The following is a 23,832-nucleotide window of genomic DNA, read 5'->3' on the forward strand; positions in this document are numbered from 1 at the left end:
ATAACAGCGTAAATATCACTATATGTGAATAAACATTCTTATTTTAATAAAATATGTGTAATTCAACCAATTATAATAAAAATATGCTAAAAAAGACATATCTAAAAAAAGTTAATAGGGAGAGGATACATGTTATTTAGTTATCATTATTCCAGTTTACCGCACCATATATTATACATATAATTGTTATCAGGATACAACTTAAATATGCACAAATAATTATAGGATCAGTAAGACCTAATATTTCAATCATTTAGCATCACCTTCAGCAAACATTTGATCAATAGCTTTATTATCCTCAGTACTATTTTTAGTTAATAAAGATACAGCTATTGTAATAATAAATGATAATGGTAATGCAATAACCATTGGATCAACATAAGGCCAAGGCATACTAGTAAATAATACTGTTTGACCAGTTAATAGTTTGCAAATACCAAGCCCTGCAGCTTCTTTTTTATGAGTGAAAATCAGACAGAATAAACTGATTGCTGTTCCACTAATAAGACCTGCAATAGCGCCTTCTCTTGTTGTACGTTTCCAGAATAAAGCACATATGTAAACTGGTAAAAATGCGGCTGCACATATTCCGAAGAATATAGTAGTTCCCTGAGCAACAATGTTTGATGGTAGGATATATGCTAATACAACAGCAATAATGATTGCTATTAATATACCTAAACGTGTAACAGTTAATGTATATTTTTGTTTATGCTCTTTAAGTGAACCATAAACATCATATGCAATGGATGTTCCCTGAACATGGAATTGTGTACTAATAGTACTCATAGCTGCAGAAAGCAGTGTTAATAGGAATATATATGTAAACCATGTAGGCATAGCACTGTTAATAAATGTAGGAATAATTTTATCTACATTTCCACCAGCAGCCTGTATAGCTAGTTGTCCTGACGTCTGATAGAAATATACATTAGATAATGCTCCAACAACATATGCTGAAAATGTTGCTACAAATATAAATATACCACCAACAAGAATAGCACGGTTTAACTCTTTATTACTTTCAACAGTCATGAATCTGACAGCTAATTGTGGTTGTGCTATTGCACCGATACCTACACCTAGAATGATAGATGTTACTAAATTCCACCAGAACACACTGCCCGTCACAGGGAACGTGGTCCAACCAGTTGCTCCTGTAATCTTTGAGGATTCAGGGAATAAAGGTGCCATATTAGTTAATAGTTGATGAGCATGTGTAACTCCTCCAAGCATCCAATATATACTGATAAGTAATATTAACATTCCAATAAACATAATAGAACCTTGTAATGCGTCAGTATACATTACACCTTTTATACCACCATAAATAACATAGAATCCTATTAGAACTGCTAATACAATGATGGCTATGTTAAAGTCAATGTTAATTGTTGTTTCTGCAAAACGTGCTGCACCAATAAGTACACTAGCGGCATATATTGGCATGGCACAGAAAATTAGAAGTCCACTAAAATATTGTATAAATTTACTGTTAAATCTCTTAGATAAAAATTCGGGAAAAGTCAATGCATTTAAATATTGACCCATTTTACGAGTTTTTTTACCAAATACTGCAAATGCTAAGAATATTCCAACTGCAATGTTTAAAAATACTAACCAGAGTATTCCAAGACCGTTTGTTCCGGCTAATCCTCCAAAACCAACAATTGCAGAGGTACTGATAAATGTAGCACCATAACTTAGAGCCATAATATATGAATTTGTTTGTCTTCCAGCAACAAGATAATCTTCTTTGCTGTTTGTACGTTTCCACGCAACATATCCAACTATAAGCATTAATGCTACATATATAAATATAAGTAGTATTAATAAATAATTCATCATATCTCCTTTTTTGTTTAATTCAATATTAAAATAATTATATACATATTATATGTTTTTAATAGTTTATTAGTTTAATGAATAAAATATCAGCGTTTTATTCTCTTTTTATACTTGTTCTTTATTAATTTAAATATAATTTGAATTGTTATTGAAAAAAAGTTTCTGTTAGTTTATAAAAGAAGTGTTTAAGGAAGAGGATGTTATTCTATTTTTTGTTCTTCTTTTTACGATAACTTGAAGGTAATACACCCATTTCTGTCTTGAATGCTTTAGAAAATTTACTGCTACTTTTATATCCCACCATATTAGCAATTTTTGATATTGGATAAGTGGTATTTTTAATTAGATCTGTTGCTCTTTGGAATTTATATTCCCTGTACCATTTATATAATGGTTTACCATACATGTCTTTAAAACAATTTTTCATAGTTGTTAAATTAATACCATATGTTGCCGATAGAACGTCTAATGAAATGTAGCTTGCAATATCACGAGATAATGTATTTTTTATTTTTCTAACTACTCTAATTTGAACATCTGAGTAGACATTTCTAGAATATTTTTCATCATGTATGTTAAATTCATATAGTAGAATTATTAATTCTAATATTTTTAATCTTTCATAATTATTATTATTAATTCTCCTTTTCTTATTTTGGTACTTCTGCATCTGGTGGATGACTGTTTTTATATCTTCATCAGGTTCAAATATTACGTTACGATATACGTCAGATATATCATATAATCTATTAATCATTTTAACATATTCTTTTGTATATCCTTGAACTTGTTTAGTAATTAGTTCTTTGTTAATAATTATATGAATAAATTGTGATTCTCCTATAAAATCAATAGCATTAGGATTTTCTGATTTAATATACATGTTCATGTCCCCTTCTTTCGCAAACACGTATTTATCATCACCAATAGGAATCTGACATCTACCTGTTGTAACATAGGTTATTACTAGTATATTCTCAGGGTGTTTATATTCAAAAATATGGTCTTGATTTGTATATCTTTCCATAAGGTCAGTATGATCTTTTACTGTTATTACTCCAGGAATTATCTCATAACATTTAAGTTTAATAACGTTTCTATATGGTTTTTTTATTAGAAGTTCTTTTCCATGGGATATTTCTTCTATTTCAGTGTAGGGAGCGTATTTATCTTTAACATACATCTCTTCAAATATTTCATTATTGTCTAGATTCATATTCTCCCTCCTATTTTAAAATATAGATTATTACTAATATAATATTGGGTAATATATTTATTTTAAAGTTTTGTAGAAGTTTATAAAATTAGCTTTTGTTTTTATCAATTATTCTTTGAAATAATATAATTTTAAAAAAATGTAGGGATATATTTTTTTATAAAAAAATATAAAAAAATGAGAATGATAACATGATCTATCATTATCTAAAAAAATTTCTCTTTCCGAAATAGAAACTAAAAATCATTTTTTGTGAAGAATATTTCTTATATTTTATTATGAAGAATGTTTCCTTAAGTAGGTATTATTTGATTAGTTTCTATGTTATTCTAGGATAATTAATACAATAATTAACGTATTCTATGCTGATATTACGTTTAAATTAATAATTTCTCATATTGATGTAATAAGATATTTTTTTTAATGAAATAACTATTTAAATTGTTCAATAGATGAAAACATGTCTATAACATATTCTGAACTATTTCTTTATTAATTATTATATGGTGGATAATAATTAATTGGGTTAACAAAAATTTCTTTTTGTTATATAATAATTATGTTAAAGTACTATTTAAACTATTCTCTTTTTATCATTATTAAACATGATGATTATTTGGCTTATTTAATAATGTATTTTTTATATTTTAATTATATTTGCAGTTTAATTATAACATAAGCTATTCTATAACTTATTATTATTTAAACATCTTCATATCCTAAATTATTTATCATTCTATTTGAATTAATATGTCTTACTTTTTATTTATTTTTCATGTAATTTATCTAATTTATAATGATTAATTATTATATTCATATTTATTAAAGAAAAAATTAAACTTAATTGGACTTATTTAATCTCTTCTTATCTTTTATTTTATTAATAATAGCTTCATGCATACGTTTAATAAATTCCGATCTATCCTCATATTTAAGTACATCTAAATAGCCTCTAGAAACAAGATTAAAAGCAAAAGGCGTAGGAATTACGGTATTAACAGTTTTTATTACAATTTTACCAGATTCAATATCCCGTAAAACATCTTCAGCATGAGAAACATCCATATAATCCTCCATAACCTCACGACGAGCCTCGTCAAGAATAGCAAAATGGTCATCAATCTCTTTTACAAAATTAAGTAAAATCTTACTAGTCACCTGCTGACGTCCAACACTTTTCTCACGCCCCTTATATCTACGTAAAATCATTAAAGACCTATTAGCACAATCACGAAAACGACTAGCTAACGTTTCAGTTTTATCAATAGCTTTAACTAGCGTTTCTCTTAAATTATCACTACTTAATTCTTCAAAAGCTTCAACACCCCCAATCTTAGAATCACTACTAAGATAAAAACCATTATCATCAATACTAATCATAACATCATGATGATAACGTTGGGATATAATATATGCTACTGCACGACTAAGAGCATCATTCACACGTCTACCATACAATGAATGAAATACCACAAACTTTCTACCACCAAAACCAGTATAATATTCTATTAATAATCGATTTCTAGTTGGAATTTCACTATAGAGGAATTGTTCTACAAAGTAGTAATATATAGAATTTGCGGAATTCTTATCAACATATAAATAATCTGTTATAAACTTGATAATATCCTCCTCTGGAACATCCGTAGAAAGCTTCCAATCCATCATAGAACGGAAATTCTGGATAGAAACTGCTAAATCATAAGATAATGGTAATTGTTCAGAAACCCATGAAGGAATACTAGGAGTACTACCACTAGGAACAACAGTTACAGTCATACCACGAGCATATCTAAATTGATAAACACGTCCCCCTAGAACAAAGGTATCGCCTTTATGTAATTTTTCCATGAAATCTCCATCAATACTACCAATTACTTTACCATTACACTTGACACGTGCATGACTCCTATCAGCAATAGTACCAATATTAGTAGAATATAATACCCTAGCTAACTTTCCACGTTTACCAAAAGTATTAGTATCCCAATCAACCCAAATCTTAGCATACACATATCTATGTTCAAGTGTAGTATATTCACCAGCAAGGTAACGTAAAACCTGCTCATAACTATCCCATGAAAGTTCATGATAGGGCATTGCCTGACGAATCATATGATAAACATGCTTAATATTCTGTTTATGCTCAATAGCAATACCATAAATATGTTGTGCTAACACATCAAGACAATTACGTGGAATATCAATTTCATCAATATTTCCCTCCATAGCATTCTTAAGAATTAAACTACATTCTACAAGATCATCTCTATTAACAACAACCATACGACCCTTAGATTTCTCATGAAGTCTATGTCCACTTCTACCAATTCTTTGAAGAGCACGTGAAACAGATTTAGGTGAACTAATAAGGATTACAAGATCAATATAACCAATATCAATACCCAGCTCTAAGGAAGTACTACTAACAACAACCTTTAGATTACCCTCTTTTAATTCATTTTCTGTTTCAAGACGAACCTCCTTGGAAAGAGAGGAGTGATGTGCCATTACATTACGTTCATTATAATACTTTGGAAATCTCTGTGTTAACTTATATGAAACACTTTCAGCACCACTACGAGTATTAGTAAATATTAATGTAGTCTTATGTTGTTGTATCAGTTTATGTAACATTTTATACAATTCATTATTCAATGTTTCCTGGTCTGTTTCTATAATATTATCAACAGGACATAGAACTTTCATGTCTAATTGTTTAACATAATTTACATTAACAATCTCACAATCTCGTGGCTGTCCCCATGAATATCCTGAAAGAAAATGTGCAATCTTCTCAGGAGGGCTTACGGTAGCACTAAGACCAATTCTAGTAAAACCACCAGTTAATTCATTAAGACGTTCTAAGCTAAGACTTAGGTGAGTTCCACGCTTATTTTCAGCAAGTGAATGTATTTCATCGATAATCACATATCTAACATTTTTTAATTTCTCTCTGAATTTAGGTGCAACAAGGATAATGGATAGTGTCTCAGGGGTAGTTATTAATATGTGAGGTGGATGTTTTAACATTTTAGAACGCTCATACTGTGTGGTATCTCCTGTACGGACAGCTTGCCTGATACCTAAATCATAACCTGCAATATCATTAATTCCCTGTAATGGTTCTTCAAGATTCTTAGAAATATCATTATCTAATGCTTTAAGTGGAGAAATATATAGACAATAAACTTGTTCTTTAAGCATACCTCTCTCACTAAGACTTGTAAGTCCTGATAAAATAGCAAGAAATGCTGTTAATGTTTTACCAGAGCCCGTAGGTGATAATATTAATATATTCTTGCCTGCATTGATATGGGGTATTGCTTGTCTTTGAGCATCAGTAAATGTGTCAAATGTTTTTTTAAACCATTTGCTAACATAGGGGTGTAACAAGCTATGAATTTCATCGTCACTATATTCTTTCATAATAGTCTCTCCAAAAAAAATAGAATAGAATCCGTTTTTTTTTTAATAGTAGTTTTCTTCTTGGCTAACACTTAAAATATCTTTTATACTTCCAAAGGGGTATACTTCCCAGTTTTCAATAGCGTATACCTTAAATTGTGATACATCTTTAATAAATGGTGAAATAGTTTTTTCATGTAGGATGTCAGAACCATAACTAACAGGCGTAAATGAGGGCATAACAATAAGATTATAATTTGTCCAGGTACCCTGTAGATATGATTTAACTTTTTCAACGCGTTCTCCATTACGAATACCTATACATGGATGTTCATGACCTATTATGATTGTTTCTATATTATCTGGTATTTCTGGGGGTAATTTATGGCCATGTGTTATGTAGAAGTTATCAATTATAATATGATTCTTCATTTTTATATCTCTTTTATCTAGGATGTATTGTGTGAAGTTATCATGATTGCCTTTAATAACCTGTATTTCTACAAATAGGTCTGAAAGATAGTCTATGAAATTTAATACTTCTTTCCATTCTTGACGGTCTATTTTTCCGAAGTTATGTTTTATATCTCCATTTAATATGATGTTTCTAGCACATGCTTTATCCTGAATGCTTGTTATTTGATCTATTATTTTTTCAAATTGGAATTGAGGAATCATGAATCCTTGACTATTTAGGGAGGATTCGTATCCAAAATGTAAATCTGAGATTATAAGGCTGTCTTCGACCATTAATGCATTATTTAATACTTTTGCACCACATATATCAAAGGAATTCATATCTTATTATATGTTTTTTTAAATATAATATAATTGCACTGTTTATAAAATATAAATAATTTTTTAGTATATTGAATACAGATATATTATTTAGATGAGGCAATCTTACATTATTTCTAATAAATAGGATGGAATACTTATGACAGATATAGAAGAATTAAAAGAAAAATTAGCCAGTGAAGATTATGAGGAAAGAATAGCTGCATGTAAAGAATTGGAGGAGTTTTCTGATGATGCAATTGATTTATTAATTAATACTTTTAATGATGAGAATCCTCATGTTAGATTTCAGGCAGCAAAGTCTTTATCACAGATTGGAACACCTGCTATTAAACCTTTGATTGAAGCTTTGAAGGAGGATGATGTACGTGTTCAGAAATATGTGATTTTATCATTAAAAGATATTGGTGATGATACTGTTGCTACTGAACTTATTGATTCATTAAGTTCTGATGATTTCGCTATTAGGAAGTTTGCTGCTAAAGCATTAGGTGAAATGGAAGTTAAAAGTGCTGTAGATCCTTTAATCGAATTATTAACAGATGATGACTGGGGTGTTAGAGCTTCTGCTACTAAAGCTCTTGGTGATATTAAGGATAAAAAAGCAATTGATCCTATTAAAAAGGCTAGGCGTGCAGCTACCGGTGATAAAGATTATAAGAAAGTTGCTAATAAAGCTCTTAAGAAGATTGATCCTAAACCTAAGAAGAAAAAAGCTAAGAAATAATTTTTTTAACCATCTCTTTTTTTATCTATTTTTTTTGTAGTTACGTTTATATAATATTACTTTCATAATTATAATTAAGTTTATAAAGTAAACAGTTTACTAATTCAATATAATTTATAATTAATTTCACACAAAAAATAAAGGATAATAAAAACATGAATCGAGAAGATTTAATAATATATATCATGGTTCTAGGAACCTTTGGTATATTAAGTACCGAAATGGGAGTAGTAGGAATACTTCCACAAATAGCACAATACTTTAATGTGAGTATTACACAGGCAGGACTTTTTGTCAGCATGTTTTCATTAACAATAGCAATATTTGCAATATTCATGCCAGTAATATTTAGTAAATACGAAAGAAAGAAAACATTTTTACTAGTTCTAACAATATTTACAGTATTCACGACAATAGGAGCATTTGTACATGATTTCAACATAGCATTAATATGTAGAATAATACCAGCAATGTTTCATCCAATTTACTGTAGTATAAGTATGACAGTAGCAGCTGAGATAGTAGAGCCAGAAAAGACACAAAGTGCGGTAAGTAAAGTTATCATGGGTGTAAGCGCAGGTATGATTATAGGAGTACCAATCACAACATTCATAGCAACTAATTTCGGATATCAATATGCAATGCTATGGTTTGCTATAATAAATTTAATAGTACTAATATTAACACTAATATTCTTCCCAAAAATACCTGGAAAAGAACAATCCTACTTAGACCAAGTATCAGTAGCAAAAACAGGGGTATTTATTATATCAGTATTAGGAGTAATATTCTTAAATGCAGGATTATACACTGGATACTCATATATCTCAGAATTCCTAGGAACTTTAACGCATATAGCAGGAACAAACTTAAGTATAGTTCTATTTATATATGGAGTAGCATCAATCATAGGAAACTGGTTAGGATCAAGACTATTAGTTAAAGATGCAAGAAAACTAGTATTACTCTCACCAATAATCATATCTCTAATATTATTAGGTGTATTCATAGCATGTAATAATGCAATTCCAACAATAATATTCATGGCACTATGGGGACTACTAGCAGGAATATTTAATGATATATCACAATATTGGATGGTATCATCAGCACCACAAGCTCCAGAATTTGCAAATGGGATCTTCTTGAGCATGGGAAATGTAGGTGTAACCCTTGGAACAACATTAGCAGGAATTGTTGTGGCTGGAATAGGTATTAGATATGTAATGCTATTTGCAATACTTGTATTAATGTTAGATTTAATATTATTATTCACAAGAACAAAAAGATACGATATAGATTAGAAAATATTCAGTCAATAAATAACATACGTGAAACAAGAATAATAAAAGAAAATAAATAATGAACGATAAAGAATATATATGTAAAACTAACAATAATGAAGGGATATCATGTCACTTCCAACACAATTCGATGGAAACTATGAAAATATTAGAATATATCACTACGTGGAAGAATTAGTAGCTGATTATAAAGAACACCTTGTAAAATCACTTGATGAAACAGAAATATCATACTCCGAAGTTCCAATTCTAATTAGAATAAGATTTTTGGAAAACACAACACAAAAGGATTTAACAAAACTATTCAAGGTGAGTAAGGGATACATAGCAAGATTATTACGGAAATTTGAAGATGAAGGATTAATAACAAGAGAAGAACATCCTGATAATCATAGGATAAAAGTAGTAAAATTAACAGCTAAAGGTTATGAGGTTACAGATAAACTAGTGAATCTAGTAGATCAATGGGAGTTCAAGGTTACAAAATCCTTATCTGAAGAAGAAACAAAGACTTTAAAAAAATTATTATATAAATTAGTTGTAAATAAATAATATTCTGGATAACTAATAATACATAATAATATTTTACTTATTTTTTTGTATAGTATCATATACGTCATGTCTCTTGTTTTTAAGGACGGGTATTTGTTCTCTTACACTTGTTATAGTGGATTGTTTTATTTTAGTTGTTAACATTTCCTCTTTTTTATGAGCTTGCTCTACTATTTTACCCCACGGGTCTACTATCATGGAGTGACCCCATGCAATATAATAGGGATTTTCTACTTGACTAGGAGATGTTGCTATTACATATGCTTGATTATCTATTGCCCTTGCTCTTATTAATGTCTCCCAGTGTAAGGGGCCGGTTGTTAAATTAAATGCTCCAGGTAATAGAAATATATCTGTATGGTTCTTACTCATCAGAGTCCATAATTCAGGAAATCGGATATCATAGCATATTGCTAGTGATATTATTCCAAGTTCTGTTTTTATTGTGGTAACTTTATCTCCTGGACTTAAGGTATCTGATTCTTTAAATTTCATAGTATCTGTATCAATGTCAAACATGTGTACTTTCCTGTGTTTTCCTATAATTTTTCCTTTAGGATTTATAAGATATGCTGTATTATATAATGCATTTTCTTCTTTTTCAGGCATTGTACCACATTGTAGGTAAATTTTTTCCTCTTTGGCTATATCTTTCATTGAATTTAGTGTAATACTTTCATCTTCATACTCAGCATTTTCAATAAATTTGTCATTTGTGTAATGAGTGTTAAACATTTCAGGTAAAGTAACTAAATTGGCATTGTATTTTTGTGATGCTGTTCTTATCATGTTCTGGGCATGTAATATATTTTTCTTTTTATTGTCAACTACGTTCATTTGACAACTTGTTAATATAAAATCTTTCATAATATCATCTAACTTTGAAAAGCTGTATCTTATATTTATATATGTAAAGTTTGATAATAATAATTATAATCAGGTGATTAAATTGTTAGATGTAGAAATTGATAGAGCTAATTGTAAAGGTTGCGGGGCATGTACTAAACCTTCACAAATATTATATTTAGATGATGATAACTTAGTTAATATGAAGGGTGCTGTTGTAGTTGATGATACTGTTGAAGGTATGGTAAACTCTTTATATGAAATTGAAACATCTGCCAGTATTTGTCCTAATGATTGTTTCACAGTTTTTAATGAAGATGGTGATGAAATAGAAATAGAACGCCATGCATTGATATAGAAGAGGGTGTAGTAAATGTTAGATTTATTTCCAGAAGAAGACATGACAACTTGGAAACTTTTTATTTCTTATCCAGTTGATTGTCAAGATTACAACACATTCATATCTCGTTTAGACACAGCTACTGAGGCTTTCAGGTGGGCTGATGTAACAGATACTAGTGATAACTTTGCTGAAGCTATTGATAAATGTGATGCATTAATTGTATTATCAGGTCTATGGTCAGAGAACAAGAAGTTAATATCTGAACATATAAAGTATGCTCAAAGTTTCAATAAGCCAATTATTATCATAAGACCTTATGGAGCTGAAGAAATTCCAGAGGAGCTGAATGAGGTTGCTACAAAGATTGTAGGTTGGAATACTGCTTGTATCGTTGATGCTATATTATTAAGTATTAATGGTGAAGAGTATGAGTTTATGATGTAGAATATTTTCTACAATCAAATTATTTAATATTCTTTTTCATTAATTCAAGAATGAATCTAGTGTTGATGTTTTATGTTTTAATAGGTCTAATGGTGGATTCATTTGTATAAATTCCATTTGTAGTGACTCTAGTAGTTCTCTTGCATTATCTGTGATATCTGGTGCTACTATTATGCCTCTTACAAATTCTTTATTATCCATGAAACATTCAACATATCCTTTTAATTGTTTAACAGCATTTGTTCCTGCTTTTCTACTTTTGAATTCAAGTATCATTAGTTTTTCGTCTTTGTCAGTTCCCATAAGATCTATAAATCCATTTTCTGTCTGGTATTCTCTTCTTGTTGGTCTGAATCCTTTTTCTATTAGCTCTGGTTTTTCCCATGCTAGGTCTACCATATGTTTTTCATATCCTCTTATTTCTAGTTCTTTAGTGTCTATACAATTGTAGTATGTGACGCTGTATGTTTCATCAAGGTATACTTTTATTTCTTCAGTAGGTTTTGTTTTCTTGCTTGTTAATATAACTTGATTGTTTTTGACTGATACTTTGTTTTTGCATCCTGGTGCTTGCCAGTTAACAGGGTCTAGATTTAATTCTTGGTGTATTGCAAAAGTTCCATCTTTTTTTATTAGGATTAATCTGTCACCTGGTGCTAATCTGCTTCGTGCTCTTCCTTCATATTCTACGTGACATTTGGCTAATATTATTATCATGGCTTTTTTATTGAAGCCTTCTTGTATTGTTGTGTATGCTTGTTCTATGTCAGGGTTTTCTATGGTTTTGTATTTTATGGGGTATTCCTCCTAAATCTTTTTTCATGTTATTTTTTTATTCTAATAAAAATATTTAAATTAATATTTTTATATATTTATATAATATTTGTTTATATAATGATAATTTTTAACATTGTTATATTAATGATGGGTTACAAAGAAATAAAATATAGGTGAAACAATATGTCTTCGTCAACACTCCTAAAGGGATTCGAAATAATCATAGCAGTTATAATAGCAATCCTAGCAGCAAGAGTAGGAATAAGTTATATGGTTATACTACTAGCACTAGGATTTATAATGACATTACTAACAAAAAGCAAAGGGGTAGGAACAACTTCTGGAGCAGCATATGCTCTAATAAGTTATATAATATCATATCCTGCAGGATTACTACTAACAGATTACATGCCAACAACTAACATAACAGTAGAAACAAGTGCAGGGTCTATGATGTTTAACTTAGTAATGGGTGCATTAATACCAATAATAGCTGCTGTGATAATATCAGGGGTAGCAGCAATAGTAGCAGGATACATACTAGGATTATTCCACAGAAATAACAAAGATAAAGAAGAAAAACGTGAAGAACATCACTATAAAGTAGTAAACGACTTTAATGAAATAAGACAGAGAAACAAACAACAAAGACGTAAAAAAGAAGAAGCAATATATATGACACCTATTCAAAAAGCTAAAATAAGAAGAGAAAAAGAAAGAGAAAAAAGGTGAAATAATGAAAGATGTTATAATAATAGGAGCTGGAACTGGAGGATTAAGCGTAGCAAGAGAATTATCAAAAAATGATAATGTAAATATTACAATAATAGAAAAAGGACCACTAGCTGATGCTGAAGATGGATATAAATTCTATGATCCATGGGATAAAAATGAAATGGAGCTAATAAAAACAACAGTGGTAGGAGGTTCATCCCTTGTAATAGCAGGAAACTTTATACCATCATTAGTAGGTGAACTAAAAGAATATGACATTGACATAGAACCACAAATAGCACAACTAAAAGAAGAACTAAACATACAACCAATGCCAGAGTCTCATACAGGAAAAATAAATAACCTGCTAGAAAAAGCAGCAAAAGAACTAGGATTAGAGATGAACCCGACTCCAAAAGCAATCAATCCTCAAAAATGTAAACAATGCGGAAGATGTGCATGGGGATGTCCACATGGAGCAAAATGGAGTAGTCTAGAAGACTTAAAAGTAGCATTAGACAATGGAGCAACACTTCTAACAAACGAAGCTGCAATAAAACTAATCATAGAAGAAGATAAAGTAAAAGGTGTAGTAACAGACAAAGGAAACACATACACAGCAGATGTTGTAGTAGTAGCTGCAGGTGGAATGATAACTCCAAAATTATTACGTACTGCTGGAATAAAAGCAGGGGAAACTTTTGCAGTTGATCCATTTGTAACAATAGGTGGTTACTATAAAGGTGCATGTCAAGACCATGAGATTCAAATGAACAAATACCTTAAACTACCACATATCCTCATAGCATCACATACAAGCCAATATCTACTACCAAAAATACAAGAAACGCATCCTGACGCAACAGCAGATGATATAATAAGTTTCATGGTAAAAGTACCAGACAATCTTAAAGGAAAAGTATATGCAAATGAAGTAGTAAAAGGCATAGATTTTGATGATGCATCACTAATAGCAAGAGGATGTGGAATTGCAAGTGCAATACTAGTGCAGGTAGGTGCTGATATTGAAAGTATTTCCTCAACACATGTAAGAGGAGCACATTTATTATCATCAGCAAGAATAGGTGATATAGTAGATAATAATCTAGAAACTGAAATTAAAAACTTATATGTCGGTGATGGATGTGTATTACCAGAAGCACCAGGATTACCACCAATTTATACTATACTAGCATTATCTAGAAGATTAGGTCAACACTTAGCGGAGATATTATAGTGTTATTATTTATCTTACCCTCCACTATTTTTTTTATTGAGTAATAATTTAAGTTTATCTTGTAGAAAATAAGAATAAATATTTCCTGTACAATTTTTTATAAAAAAAAGTTATTAAAAAGAAGATACTGAATACATATCCCCTAATTTTAAGATTAACAATATTAATACTCAACTTTGGTTATAGTTTCATACACATCATTGAGTAAACTTTTCTGGTCAATATCTTCGATTATTTGATTGACAAGATTTAAATCAGCATGGGTTTCAGGATATCTTGGTACTGCACCACAACCACTATCTGGAATAATAGAAACTTCATATGATCCTATTTTCTTACCAATATTTTCTATTTCAATCTTATCTAAACTTATAAGTGGACTAAATATAGGCATTCTACATTGATATCTTGTTGCCTCTATATTATTAAGTGTCTGTGAAGCTACTTGTCCTATACTACTACCATCTGCTATTGCATTAGCATTTTCTATTTTTGCAAGATGTTCTGCTGTTTGATACATACCACTCTTACATAGGACACAGGTCATACGTGGTGGTGCATCATTTCTAGCATGTTCTAAGTATTGTCCTAATTTTACTTTATATAATCTTACCTCTGAACCAAGAGAATATCTTTGTAAATTCTCAGCTTGTTTTTTAACTTTGTCTATTGTACCTGTAGTGAAAGGATAATTATCACAGTGTAATAATGTTACAGAACATCCTCTTTTAAGCATGAGATAAGCAGCGACTGGTGAATCAATTCCTCCAGATATTAAACATACAACTCTACCTTGTGAGCCAACAGGTAATCCTCCTAATCCTGGTATTTTTTCTGTGTAAATATATGTGTCATCATTTCTTACTTCAACATATATTGTGAAATCAGGATTAGATAAATTTACTTTAGCACTAGTTAGTTCAACTACTACAGCTCCACAGTATCCTGCCATCTCTTGACTAGTGAAATCATGTTTTCCTACACGTCTACATTTAATAGCAAAAGAATCTTTTTCTGGATTGAATTTACCAGACTCTATTAATTTTGGAACTATATCCTTAAGCAATGCTTTAATATCTTCTTTATCTGTTTTTGTTTCTAATACTGGACTGTATGATACAATTCCAAATACTCTTCCTAGTACGTCATGTACTTTTTCTTCTTTTTCTTCAGTTATTAATGTTATCCGTCCTTGATCATTTTCAAAGGTACAGTTTAATTCAGTTTTTATATTGTTCATCAATTTATTTTCGAATTTACGTCTGATTTTTGGACTTTTTATTCCTATTTCACCATATCTTACAAAATATTTCATGTTATACCTCTTTTATAATTTTGTTATTAATTCTGCTAGATGTTCTAGGTTACCTATTTCATATACTTCTGCTCCAGCATTCTGGTAGTCTCTAACACAGCTTGTAGGTGTATCCCATCTTATTTTTTTTTCAGGATTTAATATGATTACTTTTGAGCTTTGTTTTACTATTTTTTTTAGTATTTTAGCACTTTCCAGTATTCCCTCTTCTCTTTTTCCTCTCCAATCTCTACAATCTGTTAATATGATTACTATGCTCCTATGATTAAGATTTGCATCTTTTAAGAATTCTTTGAATGATTGGGCCATGTCTGATTGTCCATGTATCATTCCTCTTCTCATTCTTTGTGTGGATATTGATGTGAATGATTCATAGTATGATTCACTTTTGAGTGCTTCAGTTGTGTTGATTATGTTGCTGTCAAATTCATAGCTTGATATTTTGTCAAATGATTTTTGACATCCATATATTATTGAAAAGAACCAGCTACTTATCCAGTCACATGATCCACTTATGTCACTTAGAAATATGTGTTTGCTTTTATGTATTTGTGGTTTGGATTTGTATAATTTGATTAGTTTTCCCCCGTTTTTTAAGTTCCCTCTTATTGTTCGGGGCATGTCTATGTTGTTTGTTGTCATTAGTCTTTTTCTTTTTGATCTTTTGTTAGCTATTTTTTCTGCTAGTTTACGGCAGAGGTCAAGTATTCTTTCGTCGTAGCTATTTATATTGCTTATGTCTGTTTTTAGTAGGTCTTTTTCGTGTATTTTGTTTTGTTTTAGTTGTTCTGGGTTAAAGTCAGGTGGTATTATTTTTTCTATGGGCAGGTCACTTTCAACTTCACTTGGCATGGGCATTATGTCTTCTTGTTGTATGCTTGGGTCGTCATGTGAGTTATTGTAGGGGTCTTGTTGTATATTATTTGGTTTGGTTTTGTCTTCTATGTTTGTGAATAATTCTTCGAATACTTTGTTGAATTTCTTGTTGTCATGATGGTCTTTGATGTATACACTTCGTAGTGCTGTTTGTATTTCGTTGAGATTACTGTCTGTTTTCATGAGATTCCATACGTTACAGGCTGTTTCTGTGCTTCTTATACTAACGGATACTCCTTCGTCACGTAGTTGGTTTGATAATGCAACTATTCTTTTGTTAACCACTTTTATTTCTCCCTGCATTTTTATAGTATATTTTAATATATGGTCGTCTTAGTATTTTATTATTCCAATCCAACTATTAACATTGTTATAATATGTTTTTGTTTATATAAAATAATTACTCACTTATAAAAATCTATATGATATTAATTTAAAATATAATAACATAAAATAAAGAAAAAAAATAATAACGCTAACATAAAAAGTAGGTTAATTAAATGAAAAGAATACTATTAACAGGAACAGGAAGTGGAGTAGGCAAAACAACAATAACCACAGGAATCATGAAAGCACTATCAAAAGAACATAAAATACAATCATTCAAAGTAGGCCCAGACTACATAGACCCCTCCTATCACAATTGTGCAACAGGAGTACCCTCACGTAACCTTGATTCATTCTTCATGACAGAAAAACAAATAAGACAATCTTTTAAAAATGGGATGACAGAATCTAAAGCAGATTATGGAATAATAGAAGGGGTAAGAGGATTATATGAGGGAATCAGTCCAGTAAATGACATAGGAAGCACAGCATCAATAGCAAAAGCACTTAATGCACCAGTAATATTAATCATAAATAGTCGAAGCCTAGTAAGAAGTGCTGCTGCAATGGTAATCGGATTTAAATCATTAGATCCACAAATCAACATTGAAGGAGTAATTCTAAACAATGTAAAAAGTAATAAACACTATTTAAAAACAAAAGAAGCAGTAGAAAAATTAGCAGACACTCCTGTAATAGGTGGAATAGTAAGAGATAAATCTATAACAATGGAACAAAGACATCTAGGATTAATACCGGCAGTAGAACAAGATAGAATAAAAGGATTAATAGAAAAATGGGGAGAACTAGTAGAAGATAACCTAGACTTAGACATGATAATGAACATAATGAACAATTCACAGCCAATAAAAGATGAATATGAACCAATATGGTCAGAAAACAAAACCAAACAAAAAACAAAAATAGCAATACCATTTGATGAAGCATTCAACTTCTACTACCAGGAAAACATAGAAGCACTAGAATATAACAATGCAAAAATAGAATACTTCAGCCCAATACATGATGAAACAATGCCTGATGTTGATGCATTATACATTGGTGGAGGATACCCTGAGATATTTAAAAAAGAATTATCCCAAAATAAAAAAATGCTCAACTCAATAAAACAATTTTCAGATGATAATCATCCAATATATGCTGAATGTGGTGGATTGATGTATTTATGTAAATCAATAGATAACCTACCAACAGTAGGAGTATACCCCTTCAAATCAATGCTAACTAAAAAAGTACAAGGATTAAGTTATACAATAGCACACGTAGAACAAGATACACCAATACTAAAAAAGGGAACAGAATATCATGGCCATGAGTTCCACTATTCTAAAGTAGAATACAAGGGATCTAATAAAAATGATTTTGCATTCAAAATGAAACGTGGAGTAGGAATCACAGGTGAATACGATGGATTATTAAAAAATAATACTGTTGCAAGCTACATTCATACACACACTGCATGTTTACCAGAATTTGCATATAACTTTACACAAACAGCATATGATAATGAATAATATAAGCACCTAAAAAGAATAATAAGAAAAAACATATTAATTATTAATAATTTTGACGTGAAAATATGGTAGTAAAAATAGGAATAATAAAAGTAGGTAATATAGGAACTTCACCAATAATAGATTTGGTATTAGATGAAAGAGCAGATCGTGATGATATAGATGTAAGAACAATAAGTTCCGGGGCAAAAATGGGTAAAAAACAAATGGAGGATGTATTACCAAAAATAACAGAATTCAATCCGGACATGATTATCTTCATTAGTCCTAATCCAAATGCTAAACAACCTAGTATTGCAAGAGAAGCATTATCTAAAACAGGAATCCCAACAATTATCATAGGGGACCGTCCAGGGGAAAAAGCTATTGATGAAATGAAAGAACAAAAATTAGGATACATATTAGTAAGAGCAGACCCTATGATTGGTGCAAGAAGAGAATTCCTTGACCCTACAGAAATGGCATTATTTAATTCAGACGTTCTAAAAGTACTATCAGTAACAGGTGCTTTCAGATTAGTTCACGAAACAATTGACGGTCTTATAGATAAGATAAGTAACAATGAACCTATAGAAGTACCACAAATTGTTGTAACAGCAGAAAGAGCAGTACTAGCAGCAGGATTTAAAAATCCATATGCAATGAGTAAGGCAATAGCCGCATACAATATAGCAACACAAGTATCTGTTATGGATGTAAAAGCATGTTTCAAAACAAATGAGCCTAATATATACATACCTCTAGTAGCAGCAGCTCATGAAATGATGTCATCTGCAGCAAAACTAGCAGATGAAGCAAGAGAAATAGAAAAAGGTAATGATACTGTTTTAAGAACACCACATAGGCGTGATGGTTCTACATTACATAAAACTTCTTTGATGGATAACTTTGAATAAAAAAGTTTATTCCACACCCATTTTTTTATATTTTCTGAAAAAAATAATTAGAATAAAGAGAAACCTATTATAATACTCCTTTTGTGCTTAATAATTGGTCATGAGTAATTGTTGTAGCGCTGTTTAATGCACGTGCTAGTGATTTAAATATAGCTTCACAGATATGATGATCATTTTCTCCTTCAGCTTTAACATTAATATTCATTAAACCAGTATTTGCAAAGGATTCTATGAAATGTTTGATATTTTGTGTTCCAACATCACCTATGTATTGATACTCAAAATCTGCATTAAACACAGTGTAACTACGTCCACTAAGGTCAACTGCTACTGTACTTAATGCTTCGTCCATTGGCACCATACTATAGCCCATACGTTCTATACCTACTTTATCACCAACAGCTTTGTTGAAGCATTCACCTAATAGTAATCCTATATCTTCTACTGTATGATGGTCATCTACTTCTATGTCTCCATCACATTTTACTGTTAAATCAAAAAAGCCATGTTTACTGAATGATTCTAGCATGTGGTCTAAGAATTTAAGTCCACTGTCAATATTGCTTTTTCCAGTACCGTCTATGTTTAGTTTTATTGTTATGTTAGTTTCACGTGTTTTTCTAGTTAGTTCAACTTCTCTTTTATTTTTCATATCAATATCATTCCTTTTTTTTATCTTATTATTATTGTTTATATATTAATTCATGCTTTTCTATAAATTTTATTATTTTTTCTGTGTAAGGTCTTAAGAATGTTTCCCTGTTTAAGTAGTCTGTGAAGAATTTAATATCTCTTTCTGATAATACTCTGAAGAGGAATAAACAAACTATGTATAGGATTGTTCCTACAATAAATCCAATTATAGCACCAATAATTGTTTTTGGTATAATAATACAAGCTATCATTAAAATAATATTGCATGTCACAATAAGCAGTATATTTTTCCATGGAAGTGATATTTTTGTATTTCTTATTACAGTGTATAATATCACAATCATAAGTATACCTGTAGTGATGGTAGTACCAATACCTGCACCTACAATACCAGATACATTAACAAATATAACATTTAGTACAATGTTTAAAACAGTACCTGCTATTAATATGTACATTGGAAGTTTAGGCTTACCTGTTCCCTGTAATATACTACTACAAATCATGTATATACTATAAAAAGACATTCCTATAACAAGAATACTTAAAACACTTGCACCTTTAATATAATTACTTCCAAAGAGTATTGTGATAACAGGCTCACTAAATACACTAATCATTACACATAATGGTAAAACTGTTAATATACAATATCTTAGACAATCAACAACATACTCCTGTAATAATTTCTGGTTCTTCATAGTGTATGCTTCAGCGGTTGCTGGAAGTAGTACTGTTGAAATAGATAATGAAATAATCAAAGGAATTCTAGCAATAGGATCTGCTGAATTATAATAACCAACATCACTAGACAACATGAATATTCCAATAATCAATGTTCCAACATCATAAATTGCCATCTCAGAAAGTGCTGTGATAGTAACAGGTATAGCAAATCGTATGAGCATCCATAGAAGATTTAACTCATCTTTCCTACTCAAACTTAAATCTTCCTCAGTTTCAAAAAGACCGCTGATATATTTCTTGTAGAAATACACTGCAGTAATTGCAGATACAATAAAACCAAAAGCACTACCAAGAACGGCACCAGTAGCATATAATCCGACATATACAAAAAGACATGCAAAAACAATAGTAGAAATCTGTTCACACATCCTATTATAAACAGTATATTCGTTCTTATATACTCCCTGATATGCTCCACGCATAGCTCCAACAACAACACTGAAAGGAGTAATAAGACTAATAACTCTTAAAGGCCATACAACAGCAGGCTTGTGAAAAATAGCATTAGCAATAAAATCCGATGCAAACAACATTATAACTCCCAGTATAAGAGCCATAAATATCATATACTTCGTGGATGTTCTGATAATTTGTTTTATCAGAGCATGCTCATTTTTAACATTATACTCAGAAATATATTTAGCTATTGCAGGTGGAAGACCTCCTGCGGATAATATTTGGAAAATACCTTGAAAAGGTAATGTTAATCCATATAAACCATAACCTTCTGGTCCTAACATTCTACTCATTAATAGTCTGTTGATATATCCTCCAACACGGAATAATAGATTACCTATTACTAAAATAATACTATTCTTCATGAGTTTATTTGTCATATTTTCACACTGCTAGTCTATATTTCTTCTGATTAATTACTATCTATGTATATATTACTATAAAAATTACATCTCTTTACCTAATATCTCTTAATGGAATATAACTGGGAAAATCGGTAAAGAATACATCATTGTCTATATAATATTTTCAGATAATATAAATAAAATGTTTATATCAGTTTATAAAAATATAAATATATAATTTAGTATTTATATTTTACTTATTCTATTATGGTTGATGAAAATGGATTATAAGAAGTTAGACTTATTTACACCAATGATTGTAGTACTATTGGTTTTTGTATACTTAATATTTGCATATATAGGCTTTTATTATCATATTAGAGAACTAATAGGCGTAAATATGAATACAATAGGAATTATCCTTTTAGGTTTAATTTTTTATATACTAGGATATTATATAAGCAAGTGCTTGCTAAAAAATAAGGAGTTAAAAATCAATAAGCCAAGATTAGATAAGTTAACAGGGAAAAAATTTGTATTAACATTAGTTATACTTGGTATTCTATTACAAATAATTAACTTAGTCTATTTAGGTGGTATTCCATTACTTAGTGGTCATTTGAAGGCACGGGCTGCTACACGTATATGGTTATTATCTTATCTATTATTTTTACCATCAATAAATATTCTATTAGCAAAATATGATGATAAGAAATATTATCTATTATTTGTGATAGGATTAATCTTGTTTGCATTAACAGGATATCGTACAACAGCAATAGCAATAGTATTAAGTGTACTAATCACAGCATATTATACTAAGGATTTACCATGGGAATATCTTATACTTGCATTAATTGGAATATTCTTATTATTATTAATAGTAGGTTATGTTGCAGTTAAATCAATTGAATGGCAGACATGGACATTAAATCCTATAGAATTATTATTCTACCGTGCAGGTTATACATTACAAGTACTTGGAAATGCTGTTGTTTTACAGGGAAGTACTCATGGGCAACTACTATATAATACATTAACTGGTTTCATGAAATCTACAGATCCACGTGTAATTGTAGGTTCAACAACTCTAGGATATGCTCATTCAACAACATCAATGATATTTGGTCCAGCATTACTAGATTTTGGATTATATGTCATGTTAATACAGATGCTTTTAATAGGATTTATTATAGGCATGTTATATAACATTCAAAAATCTCTTAATACAGCATTTGTAGGATTATATGCTATGTTATTAGCTCATGTGATAATATGGATAGAAACAGGACCAACAGATTTAGTAATATTATTATTCTTTTTAATAGCAATAATAATAGTATTACTCACTGTAAAAACTAAGAAGGGGGGAAATATTTGAATATTGCACTGGTAGCAGAAACAGCTCCTGCTAAAACATTAATACCAATTATTAGTAAATTAGATGCAGATATTTTATCCTTAACTCATAGTGAAGGAGCAATGAAACTATTATCTCCTTATAGTAATGAAATTGAATCAATTGGAGAAGGAAGACGTAACAATTCAAAAAAAAGAAGTAATCTAACAATAGCCAGATTAGTGTTACAGGACACACATAGAACATACAAGGCATTAAAAGACAGGTATATTGATTTATTATTAACCTGCGGAAATGCGGGGGATGTTAGAAAGGGAATACTAGCAGCAAAACGATTAGATATTCCAAGATTACACATGGAACAGGATGTATATAATCCTATAGAAATGATTGCTTATGCAGACCTAATAACAGTACCAAATCAGCATGCAAAAAAGAAACTAAAAAAGATGTATGATATAACAAATACTGTTAACATTAAAGGATATCCTCAGGCAGAGTATGTTAGTAAACAGAAACTAATAAATCCTAATAAATTATATGAACACTATGGTACCGATGACTTCTATATTCTCTTTTTAGGAGGAGATACAAATCCTGAGGATATACCTGAAATTATAAATCAGGTTCAAAAACTAGATAAAGATATTATAATAGTACCTTACAGATTTGAAATAGATTTAATAAGACAATATATAACAAGACCAAGAGTATTTATTGTTAAAGGACATGTTGATTTAGTAAGTCTTATGAATGCATCACAGGGAATAATATACTGTGCAGGAATGGGTGTTACTATAGAATCTGGAGCATTATCAGTTCCAGCAGTAAAAATACAGGGATTCCACACAAAACATGCGAGTAATGATTTAGCACGTACCCTTGGAATAACTGTGGTATCTGTTTATGATATACCATATGCAGTAGATCATATGAGAGCTCCTTATGGTAAACTTTTAATCAAAAATGGATGCAAGGCCAGTATGAGAGCTGCAGAATTAACTAGTCAAATGAATTTATTTGATCAAACCCAAGGCGGAAGAAATAGTTTAAAGAAAATATGGAATCAAAGAAAGAAGTATAGATAACAGTGAGTAATAATACTCAT

At 30.2% G+C, this 23,832-nt stretch carries 22 protein-coding genes; 11 read left to right on the plus strand and 11 right to left on the minus strand.

The window, feature by feature from the left end; all coding sequences use genetic code 11:
• Window positions 1–136: 136 nt before the first annotated feature.
• From OTK55_RS08615 to OTK55_RS03655, 5 genes are all read right to left on the minus strand, one after another.
• The gene (locus OTK55_RS08615; protein ID WP_326520449.1) at window positions 137–253 is read right to left on the minus strand and encodes a symporter small accessory protein; all 117 of its coding nucleotides are present in this window, start codon (window positions 251–253) and stop codon (window positions 137–139) included.
• A complete protein-coding gene (locus OTK55_RS03640) occupies window positions 250–1,845 on the minus strand; it encodes a sodium:solute symporter family protein (RefSeq protein WP_274870663.1) in 1,596 nt (531 codons plus the stop codon). The genes OTK55_RS08615 and OTK55_RS03640 overlap by 4 nt, the downstream gene beginning before the upstream one ends.
• 208 nt (window positions 1,846–2,053) lie before the next feature.
• Window positions 2,054–3,064, minus strand: coding sequence for a helix-turn-helix domain-containing protein (locus tag OTK55_RS03645; protein ID WP_274870664.1), 1,011 nt, complete (start codon window positions 3,062–3,064; stop codon window positions 2,054–2,056).
• A gap of 840 nt (window positions 3,065–3,904) precedes the next feature.
• Window positions 3,905–6,493, minus strand: a complete 2,589-nt coding sequence (locus OTK55_RS03650; RefSeq protein WP_407652417.1) for an ATP-dependent helicase — start codon at window positions 6,491–6,493, stop codon at window positions 3,905–3,907.
• 42 nt (window positions 6,494–6,535) lie between these two features.
• Entirely contained in the window at window positions 6,536–7,270 is a 735-nt protein-coding gene (locus OTK55_RS03655; protein WP_274870666.1) for a metallophosphoesterase family protein, read from the minus strand.
• Window positions 7,271–7,409: 139 nt separating this feature from the next.
• Here OTK55_RS03655 and OTK55_RS03660 point away from each other — a divergent pair, with 139 nt between their 5' ends.
• From OTK55_RS03660 to OTK55_RS03670, 3 genes are all read left to right on the plus strand, one after another.
• A complete protein-coding gene (locus OTK55_RS03660; RefSeq protein ID WP_274870668.1) occupies window positions 7,410–7,997 on the plus strand; it encodes a HEAT repeat domain-containing protein in 588 nt (195 codons plus the stop codon).
• A 155-nt stretch (window positions 7,998–8,152) separates the two neighbouring features.
• On the plus strand, window positions 8,153–9,301 hold the full coding sequence (locus OTK55_RS03665) for an MFS transporter (protein WP_274870670.1): 1,149 nt from the start codon (window positions 8,153–8,155) through the stop codon (window positions 9,299–9,301).
• A gap of 108 nt (window positions 9,302–9,409) precedes the next feature.
• Window positions 9,410–9,853 (plus strand): MarR family winged helix-turn-helix transcriptional regulator, encoded by a 444-nt coding sequence (locus OTK55_RS03670; protein ID WP_274870671.1) that lies wholly within the window; start codon window positions 9,410–9,412, stop codon window positions 9,851–9,853.
• A gap of 33 nt (window positions 9,854–9,886) precedes the next feature.
• On the opposite strand, the gene OTK55_RS03675 is transcribed toward OTK55_RS03670, so the two are convergent.
• A complete protein-coding gene (locus OTK55_RS03675) occupies window positions 9,887–10,720 on the minus strand; it encodes a carbon-nitrogen hydrolase family protein (RefSeq protein WP_274870672.1) in 834 nt (277 codons plus the stop codon).
• Window positions 10,721–10,802: 82 nt separating this feature from the next.
• Here OTK55_RS03675 and OTK55_RS03680 point away from each other — a divergent pair, with 82 nt between their 5' ends.
• Together OTK55_RS03680 and OTK55_RS03685 are read left to right on the plus strand one after the other, a co-directional pair.
• Entirely contained in the window at window positions 10,803–11,057 is a 255-nt protein-coding gene (locus tag OTK55_RS03680) for a ferredoxin (RefSeq protein ID WP_274870674.1), read from the plus strand.
• Window positions 11,058–11,072: 15 nt separating this feature from the next.
• Complete coding sequence (locus tag OTK55_RS03685) at window positions 11,073–11,486, plus strand: hypothetical protein (protein WP_274870675.1); 414 nt, start codon at window positions 11,073–11,075, stop codon at window positions 11,484–11,486.
• A gap of 39 nt (window positions 11,487–11,525) precedes the next feature.
• Here OTK55_RS03685 and nucS read toward each other — a convergent pair whose 3' ends face one another.
• Window positions 11,526–12,281, minus strand: a complete 756-nt coding sequence (nucS, locus tag OTK55_RS03690) for an endonuclease NucS (RefSeq protein ID WP_274871763.1) — start codon at window positions 12,279–12,281, stop codon at window positions 11,526–11,528.
• A gap of 165 nt (window positions 12,282–12,446) precedes the next feature.
• Between nucS and OTK55_RS03695 the strand changes: the two genes are divergently transcribed.
• Both OTK55_RS03695 and OTK55_RS03700 read left to right on the plus strand, forming a co-directional pair.
• Window positions 12,447–12,995, plus strand: coding sequence for a hypothetical protein (locus tag OTK55_RS03695; protein ID WP_274870676.1), 549 nt, complete (start codon window positions 12,447–12,449; stop codon window positions 12,993–12,995).
• A gap of 4 nt (window positions 12,996–12,999) precedes the next feature.
• Window positions 13,000–14,214 carry a GMC family oxidoreductase N-terminal domain-containing protein gene (locus OTK55_RS03700; protein WP_274870677.1) on the plus strand — a complete coding sequence of 405 codons (1,215 nt, stop codon included), beginning with the start codon at window positions 13,000–13,002 and terminating at the stop codon, window positions 14,212–14,214.
• Between the two features lie 163 nt (window positions 14,215–14,377).
• Here the strand turns inward: OTK55_RS03700 and thiI are convergent, their stop codons facing one another.
• Both thiI and OTK55_RS03710 read right to left on the minus strand, forming a co-directional pair.
• Window positions 14,378–15,529, minus strand: coding sequence for a tRNA uracil 4-sulfurtransferase ThiI (gene thiI / locus OTK55_RS03705; RefSeq protein WP_274870678.1), 1,152 nt, complete (start codon window positions 15,527–15,529; stop codon window positions 14,378–14,380).
• 12 nt (window positions 15,530–15,541) lie between these two features.
• Window positions 15,542–16,690 carry a VWA domain-containing protein gene (locus OTK55_RS03710; RefSeq protein WP_274870679.1) on the minus strand — a complete coding sequence of 383 codons (1,149 nt, stop codon included), beginning with the start codon at window positions 16,688–16,690 and terminating at the stop codon, window positions 15,542–15,544.
• Window positions 16,691–16,905: 215 nt separating this feature from the next.
• Between OTK55_RS03710 and cfbB the strand changes: the two genes are divergently transcribed.
• Complete coding sequence (gene cfbB, locus OTK55_RS03715) at window positions 16,906–18,267, plus strand: Ni-sirohydrochlorin a,c-diamide synthase (protein ID WP_274870680.1); 1,362 nt, start codon at window positions 16,906–16,908, stop codon at window positions 18,265–18,267.
• Between the two features lie 65 nt (window positions 18,268–18,332).
• Window positions 18,333–19,163, plus strand: coding sequence for a F420-dependent methylenetetrahydromethanopterin dehydrogenase (locus OTK55_RS03720; protein ID WP_274870681.1), 831 nt, complete (start codon window positions 18,333–18,335; stop codon window positions 19,161–19,163).
• 67 nt (window positions 19,164–19,230) lie between these two features.
• Here the strand turns inward: OTK55_RS03720 and hisB are convergent, their stop codons facing one another.
• Window positions 19,231–19,815 (minus strand): imidazoleglycerol-phosphate dehydratase HisB, encoded by a 585-nt coding sequence (hisB, locus tag OTK55_RS03725; protein ID WP_274870682.1) that lies wholly within the window; start codon window positions 19,813–19,815, stop codon window positions 19,231–19,233.
• Between the two features lie 31 nt (window positions 19,816–19,846).
• Window positions 19,847–21,400 carry an oligosaccharide flippase family protein gene (locus tag OTK55_RS03730; RefSeq protein WP_274870683.1) on the minus strand — a complete coding sequence of 518 codons (1,554 nt, stop codon included), beginning with the start codon at window positions 21,398–21,400 and terminating at the stop codon, window positions 19,847–19,849.
• A gap of 244 nt (window positions 21,401–21,644) precedes the next feature.
• Between OTK55_RS03730 and OTK55_RS03735 the strand changes: the two genes are divergently transcribed.
• Window positions 21,645–22,745 (plus strand): oligosaccharide repeat unit polymerase family protein, encoded by a 1,101-nt coding sequence (locus tag OTK55_RS03735; RefSeq protein ID WP_274870684.1) that lies wholly within the window; start codon window positions 21,645–21,647, stop codon window positions 22,743–22,745.
• Window positions 22,742–23,812 (plus strand): glycosyltransferase family protein, encoded by a 1,071-nt coding sequence (locus OTK55_RS03740; protein ID WP_274870685.1) that lies wholly within the window; start codon window positions 22,742–22,744, stop codon window positions 23,810–23,812. Before OTK55_RS03735 ends, OTK55_RS03740 begins: the two co-directional genes overlap by 4 nt.
• The last annotated feature ends 20 nt before the right edge of the window (window positions 23,813–23,832 follow it).

It is taken from the genome of Candidatus Methanosphaera massiliense, from assembly GCF_028890305.1.
GTDB lineage: Archaea > Methanobacteriota > Methanobacteria > Methanobacteriales > Methanobacteriaceae > Methanosphaera > Methanosphaera massiliense.